General features: G+C 70.5%; 10 protein-coding genes. 9 read left to right on the forward strand and 1 reads right to left on the reverse strand.

The features are described 5' to 3' along the window. Window positions 1-79: 79 nt before the first annotated feature. Window positions 80-1,456, reverse strand: coding sequence for a type VII secretion integral membrane protein EccD (eccD, locus tag CCN37_RS18390; protein ID WP_086822325.1), 1,377 nt, complete (start codon window positions 1,454-1,456; stop codon window positions 80-82). A 204-nt stretch (window positions 1,457-1,660) separates the two neighbouring features. Between eccD and eccCa the strand changes: the two genes are divergently transcribed. The 9 genes from eccCa to CCN37_RS18435 all read left to right on the forward strand — a co-directional run. Further along, a complete protein-coding gene (eccCa, locus tag CCN37_RS18395) occupies window positions 1,661-5,674 on the forward strand; it encodes a type VII secretion protein EccCa (RefSeq protein ID WP_086822302.1) in 4,014 nt (1,337 codons plus the stop codon). Beyond that, window positions 5,671-7,320, forward strand: a complete 1,650-nt coding sequence (locus tag CCN37_RS18400) for a type VII secretion-associated protein (RefSeq protein ID WP_086822305.1) — start codon at window positions 5,671-5,673, stop codon at window positions 7,318-7,320. The genes eccCa and CCN37_RS18400 overlap by 4 nt, the downstream gene beginning before the upstream one ends. A 173-nt stretch (window positions 7,321-7,493) precedes the next feature. Continuing rightward, a complete protein-coding gene (locus CCN37_RS18405) occupies window positions 7,494-7,808 on the forward strand; it encodes a WXG100 family type VII secretion target (protein WP_168200728.1) in 315 nt (104 codons plus the stop codon). Window positions 7,809-7,813: 5 nt separating this feature from the next. Then, window positions 7,814-8,095, forward strand: a complete 282-nt coding sequence (locus tag CCN37_RS18410) for a WXG100 family type VII secretion target (RefSeq protein ID WP_086822311.1) — start codon at window positions 7,814-7,816, stop codon at window positions 8,093-8,095. A 303-nt stretch (window positions 8,096-8,398) separates the two neighbouring features. After that, window positions 8,399-8,842 (forward strand): 50S ribosomal protein L13, encoded by a 444-nt coding sequence (gene rplM, locus CCN37_RS18415; RefSeq protein WP_086822314.1) that lies wholly within the window; start codon window positions 8,399-8,401, stop codon window positions 8,840-8,842. Between the two features lie 41 nt (window positions 8,843-8,883). After that, complete coding sequence (gene rpsI, locus CCN37_RS18420; protein ID WP_246843122.1) at window positions 8,884-9,462, forward strand: 30S ribosomal protein S9; 579 nt, start codon at window positions 8,884-8,886, stop codon at window positions 9,460-9,462. Between the two features lie 175 nt (window positions 9,463-9,637). Then, complete coding sequence (gene glmM / locus CCN37_RS18425; RefSeq protein ID WP_086822317.1) at window positions 9,638-10,981, forward strand: phosphoglucosamine mutase; 1,344 nt, start codon at window positions 9,638-9,640, stop codon at window positions 10,979-10,981. A 137-nt stretch (window positions 10,982-11,118) separates the two neighbouring features. Next, window positions 11,119-11,415 carry a hypothetical protein gene (locus tag CCN37_RS18430; protein WP_086822320.1) on the forward strand — a complete coding sequence of 99 codons (297 nt, stop codon included), beginning with the start codon at window positions 11,119-11,121 and terminating at the stop codon, window positions 11,413-11,415. Beyond that, window positions 11,415-12,584 (forward strand): hypothetical protein (locus tag CCN37_RS18435; protein WP_143261669.1); only part of this gene is annotated, 1,170 nt, incomplete at its 3' end. The genes CCN37_RS18430 and CCN37_RS18435, both read left to right, overlap by 1 nt.

A 12,584-nucleotide genomic window follows, 5' to 3' on the forward strand; every position in this document is an offset into this window, starting at 1 on the left:
GGGTAGCGCGGCACGGGGGTGAACTCGGCGGTGGGCTGGGCGAGCGCCACGACGCCGACGATGGCGGCCAGCGCGCGCATCAGAGGTGCCTGACGACGCTGTAGAGGTCCATCACGGCGAGCGCGAGGGGCAGCACGGACGCGATGAGCACGGCCTCGGCCACGTCGACGGAGCGGCGCAGCACGGGGGAGAACCGCTGCTTCGGGAACACCACGCCGAGCGTGATGGAGGCCGCCGCGAGCACCACGAGCAGGCCGAACACCCACAGCAGCAGGTGCAGCGGGCTCGCGCGGAGCAGCCAGCCGATCATGAGGCCGGTCGCGGTGAGCAAACCGGTCGCGAGCAGCGCGATCGCCTGGCCGCCGTTGGCGTAGGTGCGGGCGCGCAGCAGGAGCACGGCCGCGACGACGCCGCCGAAGAGCGGGCCGAACCACGATGGGCCACCGGCGGCGAGCACCGCGCCCGCGGCGGCGGCGACGCCGGAGGCGATGAGCATGCCGGTCATGTACTGGTGGGCGAGGCCCGCGCGGCGCTCGATGACGGCGTAGTCGGGGAACTCGTCGTCCTCCTTCAGCTCGGCGGCACTGCCGGGGACGTGCGGCAGCGGCAGCTTGGCGAGCTGGATGGTCAACCTCGGCAGCACCGACAGGGTCGCCAGCGCGATCGCCGCCGTGCCCGCGGCGATGCCGGGAACGGAGCCGGGAAGGAACGCCGCGACGAGGCCCGCGAGGGCTCCGGTGGCCCCGATCCCCGCTCCGGCGACGAAAACCGTGATCCCGCAACCGAGCACGAGCAGGCTGACCACCGAGATCACACCGGCCGCGGCGAACGCCAGCACGAGGCTCGCGGGGCCGAGCGCGCCGGGGACCGCGTGCAGGCCGCAGACGAAGGCCATGGGCAGGGCACCCGCGGCCGCGACCACCACGCCGGAGTCCGGGGCGCGGTGCGCGCGGATGAGCGTCGAGCCGGCCGCGATGGCCACGAGCGCGGCGACACCGGCGGTGATGGCGGCGGCGAGCGGGAAGCGGCCTCCGGCGAGGTGCACGGCCACGGCGGCGGTGACCAGTGCCAAGCCGCAGGCGGTGTTGCCGAGCCTGCGCGCGGTGTCGCTGGTCCACGGCCGCAGCCCGCCGGGTTCGGCGTCGGCGATCGCGTCGACCACGTCGTCGTAGAGCGGGGGCGGCGGGTTCTCGGTGCGGCGACGCAGCTGCACGAGGTCGCCGTCCACGACGCCGAGCGAGGCGAGCGTGCGGCTGAGGTCGAGCGGGGGCTCGCCGAGCTTGGCCAGGCACCACCCGCCGTGCCGCGCGCCGCCGTCCTGCGTCGCCTGGCCCGCCAGGTTCAGCAGCTTCGGCAGCAGGTCGGCCACGGCGACGTCGGAGGGCAACGCCACGTCGATCCGTGTCTGCGGCGCCAGCACCGTCACCCTGCTGAACACCGTCGTCGCGGTCGCCACCAGCACCCCCTGTGCTTTGTTAGCCCGTCCCGGTGGGCGATCACCGAATCGACCGGAACGTCGTCATGAGCGCCCCTAGTATGGCCAAGCCTCCTCCGGCAGTACTTCGGGTTCGGTGAATCCGCCGGAAGGGGGTAGGGCAGTCTTGGGGGACCGCCGAATTACGAGACGACCCTGACACGAGCTAAATGAGGTACCTCTCCGGTGAGCACGCTTCAGTTCAAGCGGTCCGCGCGACTGAGCCCGCCCCGTATGCCAGGTGGTGAGCTGCTTCTCGAAGCGCCGCCGGAAGTCCCCCGCGTGATTCCGGCGAACATCCTGATGAAGATGTTGCCGCCGGTGATGATCGTGGCCTCGGTGCTGATGATGGCGCTGGTCTTCCTCACCGGAGGGCAGAATCCCAGCTCGCTGATCTTCGGCGGCATGTTCCTGCTGTCCACCATTGGGATGATGGCGGGTGGAGGATTCGGCGGGACCGGCAAGAAAAAGGCCGAGATGAACGAGGACCGCAAGGATTACCTGCGGTATCTCGGGCAGATGCGGGAACGCGCTCGTCAGGCCGGTCGCGACCAGCGCGAGGCGCGCGAGTGGGTGCACCCCGACCCGCAGGCGCTGTGGTCGCTGGCGGCCACCCGCCGGATGTGGGAGCGCCGTTCCAGCGACCCGGACTTCTGCCACCTCCGCATGGGGCGCGGACCGCAGCGGCTGGAGACCAGGCTGCGCCCGCCGGAGACGGGCCCGGTCGACGAGCTGGAACCGATCACCACGCTGGCGCTGCGCAAGTTCATCCGGGCCCACTCGATCGTCCCCGACCTGCCTTCGGTGTTCACGCTGCGCGCCTTCGCCGCCGTGGCGCTGCACGGGGAACGGGAGCGGACCAGGGCGCTCGCCCGCGCGCTGATCGCCCAGCTGGCCACCTTCCACGCGCCGGACGACGTGCTGGTCGCGGTCGTCGCAACGGGGAACGCGCGGGCCGAGTGGGAGTGGGTGAAGTGGCTGCCGCACGCGCAGCACCCCAGGCTCACCGACGGCATCGGCTCACTGCGGATGATCACCGGCTCGCTCAAGCAGGTGGAGACCTGGCTGGCCGAGGAGATGCGGGACCGCCCGCGCTTCACCAAGGGCGGTCAGCAGGAGCAGCAGCCGCACATCGTGATCGTCGTCGACGACGGCGAGGTCGCCGGTGACGAGCACGTGCTGCTCACCGAGGGCCTGTCGGGCGTGACGCTGCTGGACCTGTCGGACTCCGTCGGCACGCTGTCCAAGCGCCGCGGCATCCGGCTGACCATCCAGGAGGACCGGATCGGCGCGCTCAGCGGCACCGGCGGCGTGGAGTGGTTCGGCGGGCCGGACGCGATGACCGTGGTCGAGGCCGAGGCGCTGGCCAGGCGGATCTCGCCGTACCGGGTCATCACCGGCGCGGGCGCGGAGCTGGTCGACGAGCCGCTGCTGACCTCCGACACCGGCCTGTTCGAACTGCTCGGGCTCGGCGACCCGATGAGCTTCGAGATCGCGCACGCGTGGCGGCCCCGGCCGATCAGCGACCGCTTCAAGGTGGCCTTCGGCATCGGCGAGCACGGCCAGCCGGTGGAGCTGGACATCAAGGAGGCCGCGGTCGGCGGCATGGGCCCGCACGGCCTGTGCATCGGCGCGACCGGCTCCGGCAAGTCGGAGTTCCTGCGCACGCTGGTGCTCGGCATGATCGCCACGCACTCCTCGGCGATGCTCAACCTGATCCTGGTGGACTTCAAGGGCGGCGCGACCTTCGCGGGCCTCGACGGCGCCCCGCACGTGGCCGCGGTGATCACCAACCTGGCCGACGACCTGACGCTGGTCGATCGCATGCAGGACGCCATCGCGGGTGAGATGAACCGCCGCCAGCAGGCGCTGCGCGACGGCGGGAACTTCAAGAACGTCTGGGAGTACGAGCGGGCGCGCGAGAACGGCGCCGACCTGGACCCGTTGCCCGCCTTGTTCATCGTGGTCGACGAGTTCTCCGAGCTGCTGTCGGCCAAGCCCGACTTCATCGAGCTGTTCGTCGCGATCGGCCGGCTCGGGCGCTCGCTCCAGATCCACCTTCTCCTTGCCTCGCAACAACTCGAGGAAGGGCGGCTGCGCGGGCTGGACGGTCACCTGTCCTACCGCATCGGCCTGAAGACCTTCTCCGCGTCGGAATCGCGGTCGGTGCTCGGCGTGCCCGACGCCTTCGAGCTGCCGCCGGTCCCGGGCTCGGGCTACCTGAAGTTCGACACGAACACGTTGGTGCGCTTCAAAGCCTGCTACGTCTCCGGCCCGCACCGGCCGCCCGGCATGCAGGCGGTCAGGGCCACCGCGCCGGTCACCGGTGACCGCAGGCCGAAGCTGTTCGTGCCGGACTTCGTCGAGACGCAGATCGAGCCGGAGCTGCCCGCATCGGCCGACGAGCCCGCGAACAAGCCGGAACAGCCGACCGAGCCGAGCGAACTCGACATCGTGGTCCGCCGCGTGCAGCGCAAGGGACCCGAGGCGCACGCGGTGTGGCTGCCGCCGCTGAACGAGCCGCCTTCGCTGGACCTGTTGCTGCCCAACCTCTCCACCACCGAGGACCGCGGGCTTTCCCCCGTGGACTACTTCGGCGCCGGCAAGCTGATCGCGCCGGTCGGCATCGTCGACCGCCCGTACGACCAGCGCAGGGACACCCTGTGGGCCGACTTCTCCGGAGGCGGTGGGCACGCGGCGGTCGTCGGTGCGCCGCGTGCCGGGAAGTCCATGCTGCTGCGGTCGATCGTGATGTCGATGGCGTTGACGCACACCGCTGAGGAGACGCAGTTCTACTGCCTCGACTTCGGTGGCGGCACGCTCGCGTCGTTGCAGAACCTCCCGCACGTCGGCGGCTACGGCGGCCGGTTCTCGCCGGACCTGGTGCGGCGCATGGTCGCCGAGCTGAAGACGTTGCTGGCGGAGCGCGAGGAGAGCTTCCGCGAGCTGGGCATCGAGTCCATGGCGGAGTTCCGCGCGCGCAAGCGCAGGGGCGAGATCGTCAACGACGCCTTCGGTGACGTGTTCCTGATCGTCGACGGCTGGGCGGCGTTCCGGCAGGAGTTCGAGCTGCTCGAAGAGGACGTGGTGAAGCTCGCCGCGCAGGGCCTCTCCTACGGCGTGCACGTCGTGGTCGCCGCGACGCGGTGGGCCGAGATCCGCCCGTCGCTCAAGGACCTGCTGGGCACGCGCTTCGAGCTCCGGCTCGGCGATCCGAGTGAGTCCGATGTGGACAGACGAGTCGCGATCAACGTGCCCGCCGACCGGCCGGGACGCGGTGTTTCCAAGGACCGGTACCACTTCCTCACCGCGCTGCCCAGGATCGACGGCGCAGCCAAGGCCTCCTCCGGGGTGCCGATGACCGCCGACGACGCGGGCGCGGGCATCGCCGACGCCGTCGCCAGGATCGCGGCGGCCTGGCGCGGGCGCTCCGCCCCGCCGGTGCGGATGCTGCCGGATTCCTTCCCCTACGCCAGATTGCCCGAGCCGAGCGCCGAGCTGCCGAGGCACGCGATCCCGATCGGCATCGACGAGGACGAGCTCAAGCCCGTGTACCTGGACTTCGAGTCCGAGTCGCACTTCGTCTGCTTCGCCGAGCAGGAGGCGGGCAAGACGAACCTGCTGCGCACGATCGTCCAGGGCATCGTCGACCGCTTCACACCGAAGCAGGCGCGGATCATCCTGGTCGACTACCGCCGCACCATGCTCGGCTTCGTCACCTCGGACCACCTGCTCGCGTACGCGGCGGGATCGCAGCAGTTCACCGGCATGGTCGACGACATCCACGCCTCGCTGACCAAGCGGCTGCCCGGCCCGGACGTCACGCAGGAGCAGCTGAAGAACCGGTCCTGGTGGTCCGGCCCCGAGCTGTTCCTGGTCGTCGACGACTACGACCTGGTGGCGACCGCGGGCAACAACCCGCTCGCGCCGCTCGGCGATTTCCTCGCGCAGGCAAGGGACATCGGCCTGCACCTGATCGTCGCGCGGGCCTCGGGCGGGGCCAGCAGGGCGCTCTACGACCCGGTGATGGGCAAGCTCCGCGAGCAGTCCGCGCCGGGCATCGTGATGAGCGGCAACCGGGACGAGGGCCAGCTGGTCGGCACGGTGAAGCCCTCCGCGATGCCGCCGGGGCGGGGCACGCTCGTCACCCGTCGGTCCGGCCAGCGGGTCGTGCAGCTCGCCTGGCTGGACCCCGAATGACGGAGCGGGTCCGGCTCGCCGTCGACTTCGGTACCTCCAGCACGTGCGCGGCGCTGTCCGTCGACGGCGCCGAGCCCTCGGTGGTGCTGGCCGACGGCAGTCCGCTCATGCCGTCGGCGGTGTTCGTCGCCGTCGATGGCACGGTCTTCGTCGGCCGTGAAGCGGAGCGCCAGGCCGCGATCGACCCCGCGCGGTTCGAGCCGCATCCCAAGCGCCGCACGGACGAGGGCGAGCTGCTGCTGGGCAACATCGTCGTCCCGGTCGCGCGCGTGGTCACCGCCGTGCTCGCCCGGGTGGTCGCGGAGGCGCGCAGGATCGCGGGCGGCGCCCAGGTCGACGTGCTCGTGCTGACCCACCCCGCCAACTGGGGCTCGGTGCGGCTCAGCGTGCTCACCCGCGCAGCCGCAGGACTCGCCAACCGCGTCGTTCTGGTGCCGGAACCCGTTGCGGCGGCGGTGTTCCACGCCGCGAGCACGGGTTTCACCGGCTCCGCGCTCGCCGTGCTCGACATCGGTGGCGGGACGGTCGACGCCAGCGTGGTGCGGCGCACGGGCGCCGGCTTCGAGGTCCTGGCGAGTCGTGGCGATCCGAGCTTCGGCGGCGCGGACATCGACCAAGCGCTGCTGGAGCACGTCGGCACGCTCGTCTCCGGCGAGGACCCGGAGGCGTGGCGGCGCCTGGTCGAGGGCCGCGATCTGCCTGACAGACGTCGTCGCCGAGTGCTGTACGAGGACGTCCGCAGCGCCAAGGAGACCCTGTCCAGGCACGCGTACACCGACATCCCGATGCCGCCGCCGTTCACCGACGCGCACGTGCCCCGCGTCGAGCTGGAGCGCTTGGTGCGCGGGCGGCTCACACGCGCTGTCGAGCTGCTGGCCGCGACCGTGCGCGAGTCCGGGGCCGACGTCGCCGGGATCTTCCTGGTCGGCGGCTCCAGCCGGGTTCCGCTGCTCGCGCGGTTGGTGCACGACCGGCTCGGTGTGGTGCCGACGGCGCTCGACCAGCCGGAGACCGTCGTGGCGCGCGGGGCCCTGCGTGCGGTCCCCGTCACACCCTCGCTCCCTCCTCAGCTCCCTCCAAGGCTCGCCGCGCCGCCGCCTCTTCCCGCTCCGCCACCACGTCGCCGGTCAAAGCTGGGAATCGCTGTGGTCGCGGTTCTCGCGGTGGCCGTGGTCGTGATCACGGGATTTGTGATCACGATGCGAAGCGGGGGCAAGGAACTCGCGCAGTACGACTACAGATTCCGCGTTCCCGACGGCTGGGAACACAGCGGCGGAGAGCCCGCGAAACGCAAGGTCCAACTGCGCAGAACCGCGAGCCCGGACACCGACGACGTCATCGGCGTGGAACAGCTCCAGCTCTCCTACAACGCGACCGAGGAACGAGAACGCGCGCTCCGCGAACTCCGAGCGGTGGTGGAGCGCGCGGGCGCGGAGGGCTACTCCGGCTTCGTCGCCTCGACCAGCTTCGGCGGTCGCGATGTCGCCCAGTACCGCCGTGAGCTGCGCGGATCAGTCGTCGAGTGGCACGTCGTCTTCGAGGGGCGGACGCAGCTCACCGTGGGGTGCCAGAGCACGCCGGAGGGCCGCGACGCGGTGGTCGAGGCGTGCGAGCGGGTGGTCGGCACCCTCTCCGGCACGGGTTGAGTAATTTCACGGGCAAATGCCAGAGTGACTTTCCCTACTCGAATGCGGTCGCGTCCCACCAATCAGGTGGACCGCGTTCACAAGCGCAACAACTTGCGGCATTGAGTCGCGGCTCCGGAAGGCCTCGTGGCATGGTCTTGGGCTGTAGCACCGATCGAAGGGGGAGTCGTTCGATGACTCAGTACGAGGTCAATGCGGAGGCCATGAGCAAGGCCTCCGGTGACGTCGCCAAAGTGCGGGAGCAGCTGGTCCGCGAGCTCAACGGCCTGCGGGGGCAGCTGGAGCCGTTGCAGTCGCAGTGGAAGGGCGAGGCCTCCAAGGCCTTCCAGACCCTCATGCGCAACTGGGGCGAGCAGACCGTGAAGCTCAACAACGCGCTCGGGGTGATCTCCGACCAGCTCGGCCAGTCCGGCAAGTCCTACGTCCGCCGCGAGCAGCAGGCGACCGAGGGCATGTCCAGCATCCGCGCCGGCCTGGAAGGACTCTGATCACCATGGACATCAAGGTTCAGTTCGGTTCCCTCGCCGAGGCGCAGGGCAACATCGCCTCCACGTCCACCAAGCTGGGCACCCAGCTCGGCGAGCTGAAGTCCGATCTGGCTCCGCTCGCCGCGTCCTGGACCGGTGCGGCGTCGGACAACTACAAGCGGGCGCAGCGCGAGTGGGACGAGGCCGCCAAGGCGCTCCAGGAGATCCTGGCCAAGGTCGGCGTCGCGCTCGGCCACGCCAACGACAACTACCAGGACGGGGAGCGCAAGGCCGCCGACCTCTGGTGAGTTCGCCCGGCGATGGGGGCCCCGGTCGTTCGCGACCGGGGCCCCTGCGCGTGTCACGCGGCCCTCGCAAGCCTCCGACCTGGCATGATGGTGAACATGGCGCTCGTCACCGGGGGGCGTTTTGACCCTGCCGCACAGCGACGGGTAACCTCGATCGCTGTTGAAGCGGTATATCGTGCGGCGCCAAGTCGGCCGCGCGTTTTCGCGCCCTGAGATCTCCCCGCGCAAGCGGAGGTTTCCCGCAGGTGCCGGACTCTGCCGCCCCAACGCCACCCAAGACGCGAGTGACGACGAGGTAGATCCGTGCGCACGTACAGCCCGAAGCCCAGCGAGGTGAAGCGAGCCTGGCATGTCATCGACGCCCAGGACTTGGTGCTCGGCCGCCTCGCCACCCACGCCGCCACCCTGCTGCGCGGGAAGCACAAGCCCATGTACGCGCCGCACCTCGACACCGGTGACTTCGTCGTCGTCATCAACGCCGAGAAGGTCGCGCTGACCGGTAACAAGCGCGACCAGGAGTTCGTCTACCGGCACAGTGGCCACCCGGGCGGACTGAAGAAGCGCTCGTTCGGCGAGATGCTGGACAAGTACCCCACCAAGCTGGTCGAGAAGGCCATCAAGGGGATGCTGCCGAAGAACAAGCTCGGCAACGCCATGGGCAAGAAGCTCAAGGTCTACGCCGGTCCGAACCACCCGCACGCGGCCCAGCAGCCGCAGACGTTCGAGCTCCCCAAGGTCAGCCAGTGACCCTGCCGGTGTCGGACGACCAGAACTCAGAGGAAAACCGCGTGACCACTCCCGCTGACGAGACCACCCCCGCCGTCGACGAGACCGTCGCCGACGAGGCCGTTGCCACCGAGGCCACCGAGGTCGTTGCCGACGAGGCCGCCACCGACGAGGTCGCCACCGACGAGGTCGTCGCCGAGGCCACCTCTGACGAGGTCGCCGAGGAGGCCGCCCCGATCGTGCCGCTCGGCACCGGTCGCCTGATCCAGACCGTTGGCCGCCGCAAGCAGGCCATCGTGCGCGTCCGCCTGGTGCCCGGCACCGGCAAGTTCCTGCTCAACGGCAAGGACATCGACGCCTACTTCCCGAACAAGGTGCACCAGCAGCTGATCCGGGACCCGTTCACCACCACGGACAAGCTGGACAAGTTCGACGTGTTCGGCACCCTCAGCGGTGGCGGCGTCTCCGGCCAGGCCGGTGCCCTTCGCCTGGCGATCGCCCGCGCGCTCATCACGCTGGACGCGGACGACCGCCCGGCGCTGAAGAAGGCCGGCTTCCTCACCCGTGACCCGCGGGCCAAGGAGCGGAAGAAGTACGGTCTCAAGAAGGCCCGCAAGGCTCCGCAGTACAGCAAGCGCTAGTACAGCAAGCGCTAGGTCTCACAGGCTCTCCTGCCTGGGCCGCACGCGGCAAGACAACCTACGGGAGCAGATGTCCGTCCTACGGATGTCTGCTCCCGTAGTTGCGTCCGGAGCACTTGTGTCCGGCCCCCTGACCGGACCCGTCACACGCTCGTCACACGGAGGACTTCTCGACATGGCTCGCCTCTTCGGCACCGATGGTGTGCGCGGTCTCGCCAACTCCGACCTCACGCCCGAACTGGCCATGTCCATCTCGGTGGCGGCGGCGCGGGTGCTGGGCGAGGGTGCGGACTCCTCCGCCCGCCCGGTCGCGGTGGTCGGCAGGGACCCGAGGGCCAGCGGCGAGATGCTGGAGGCGGCCGTGGCCGCGGGCCTGGCCTCGGCGGGCGTCGACGTGCTGCGCGCGGGCGTCGTGCCGACCCCCGCGGTGGCGCACCTGGTCAGCGAGCTCGGTGCCGGGTTCGGCGTGATGATCTCGGCATCGCACAACCCGATGCCGGACAACGGGATCAAGCTGTTCTCCGGTGACGGGCACAAGCTGCCCGACGCCGTCGAAGACGAGATCGAGCGGCTGATCGCCGAGGGCTCGCCCCAGACGCGCCCGACCGGCGGAGTCATCGGCCGCGTGCGCGACCTCGACAACGCGGTCCAGCGCTACATCGACCACCTGCTCCTCGCGACCCCGCAACCCCTTGAGGGCCTGCGCGTGGTCGTGGACTGCGCCAACGGCTCGGCCTCCGCCGCCGCGCCCGAGGCCTACCGCCGCGCGGGCGCCGACGTGATCGCCATCCACGCCGAGCCGGACGGCATCAACATCAACGACGGCTGCGGCTCCACCCACCTCGGCGTGCTGCGCGCCGCCGTCCTCGAGCACGGCGCCGACCTGGGCATCGCCCACGACGGTGACGCCGACCGCTGCCTCGCCGTCGACAACACCGGTGCCGAGGTGGACGGCGACCAGATCCTCGCGGTGCTCGCGCTGGCCATGAAGGAGGGCGGCGAGCTCGCCGACGACACCCTCGTGGCCACCGTGATGAGCAACCTCGGCCTGCACCTCGCCATGCGCGAGAACGGCGTCAGCGTGCGCACGACCTCGGTCGGCGACCGCTACGTGCTGGAGGAGCTGCGCTCCGGCGGGTTCTCCCTCGGCGGCGAGCAGTCCGGGCACGTGCTGCTGCCCACCCACGCCACCACCGGCGACGGCCTGCTGACCGGGCTGCGCCTGATGGCCCGCGTGGTGTCCTCCGGCCGTTCGCTCGCCGAGCTGGCCGGGGTGATGCGCCGCCTGCCGCAGGTCCTGGTCAACGTCAAGGTCAGCGACAAGGCCAGGGTCGCCGCCTCCTCGTCGGTTGCCGAGGCCGTCGCCGCCGTCGAGGCCGAGCTGGCCGGGTCCGGCCGGGTGCTGCTGCGCCCCTCCGGCACCGAGCAGCTGGTCCGCGTGATGGTCGAGGCCCCCAGTCAGGAGGCCGCCGCGGCCGCCGCCAAGCGCCTCGCGGGCGTCGTCTCGGGCATTCGCTGAACACTTCCCCCGAACGTCGCGCACGCGCGTCGTCGCTGGTCCACCATGGGGTGGATCGCGGTGGAGGCGCGCGTGGGCGGGGGAGCCCCTCGATAGCCTCGGCGCGGTCCTAGGGGACGCGCGAGGGGGACGACCAGGTGGGTTTCGGTACCAACACCGATGAGATGGCGCAGGTCGCCGGGGTCCTGAGGACGTCGGCCAGCGAGGCCGAACCGAAGATCAAGGCAGTCGAGACCGCTGCGGGCGGGGGCGCTCAGCTCGGCAGGGCGCACGCCGAGTCGGCCGCGGCCTACGCCTCCGGCCTGCGCAGGCTCGTCACCGCCGCGAGCGGTTTCGTCGCCGCCACCAACGACTTCGCCGGGCGCCTGGAGAAGACCAGGGGCGGCTACCAGTGGGTGGAGAACAACAACACCCGCACGGTCGGGGGCAAGTGATGGCTGACGTCCCCAGTCGCGACGAGGTCGTCGAGATGCTTGGCAGCCCGGATCTCACCCGTGCGGAGAAGCGGGATCTGCTGCTCGCCTATCGCCGATACGACTCCACCGGCGATGACGCGATGGAGGTGTACGAGAAGGAGTTCAACCTCGGTGCCTTCGAGATTCGGGCCAGCCAGTTTCGCCACTTCGGTTACCGCGACGAGGGACTGAAGGACGTTCACCGGCGCTACAAGGCCGAGGTCGAGCAGCGCGTCAACGGTGGGGTGCGCGCGGGCAAGGACAAGCTCGAGGACCTCAAGCGCAAGACCGTCGCCAACTCGAACGAGATCCTGGACACGGGCCTGCCCGGGCTTGAGGTGTTCAAGCGCTTCGGCCAGGTCTATGCGGCGGCGCCTCGGAAGGGCGTGCCCGAACTCGCCATCCGGGGTGACGCGTACGCCGTGGCGAAAGAGCGCTACGGAGAGCAACGGGACATCCGGTTCGATCAGCTTGAGGCCCACGCGCAGGCGCTGCTGGGCGCGAAGTCGGCGATCGAGGCGTCAGCCAGCAAGTCCTCGAGCGGTCTTTCCGGTCTCTACGGGCACTGGAGCGGTAAGGCGGCCGACCGGTCACGGGTGTTCTCCGACCGGTTCAGCGTGGAGACCGGCCATCTCACAGAGTCGCTGCGAGGTTCGGCGGAGCTGATCCGCAGTACCTCGGAGAAGGTGGCGCAGGCGTGCCGCGCGAAGGTCGAGTTCGCGCTCGGAACGCACCGCGAGCGGTTGCCCGACCGCACGGTGGCCGAAGGGCTGCTGATCATGCAGATGGCCAACGGTCGCTGGGACGCCGATGTCCGCAGGGCCGCAGCGCTGGTCGGTGGCGCGGCGGCGAAGCAGGCGGCGAGCGACAAGTGCGCGGTCAACGACGAGACCCGTCGCTTCGTCGAGGCCGAGGCGATGAAGTGGGCGCAGACGTTTTGCCGGGCGTTCGAGAAGCTGTTCGCGGACTTCATGAAGATGTGCGACAACACCCGGGAAACGGTCGACAAGCTGTGGAAGGTGCTGACAGACCACCTGAACCGGCTCAACGACAACCCGTTCAAGGAGTTGATCAGCGGGACTCCGCCCGGTGGCGGGGGCACGAAGCCACCCAACGGCGGGGGCGGTGGCGGCGGCCCGATCGGGGGC

Origin of the sequence: Allokutzneria sp. NRRL B-24872, assembly GCF_002155965.1 — a bacterium.
Classification (GTDB): domain Bacteria; phylum Actinomycetota; class Actinomycetes; order Mycobacteriales; family Pseudonocardiaceae; genus Allokutzneria.

Bases quoted from the DNA above. Each gene is read 5' to 3' on its own strand.
- CCN37_RS18400 (WP_086822305.1), top strand. From the start codon at position 5,671: ATGACGGAGCGGGTCCGGCTCGCCGTCGACTTCGGTACCTCCAGCACG.
- CCN37_RS18405 (WP_168200728.1), top strand. From the start codon at position 7,494: ATGACTCAGTACGAGGTCAATGCGGAGGCCATGAGCAAGGCCTCCGGT.
- CCN37_RS18410 (WP_086822311.1), top strand. From the start codon at position 7,814: ATGGACATCAAGGTTCAGTTCGGTTCCCTCGCCGAGGCGCAGGGCAAC.
- glmM (WP_086822317.1), top strand. From the start codon at position 9,638: ATGGCTCGCCTCTTCGGCACCGATGGTGTGCGCGGTCTCGCCAACTCC.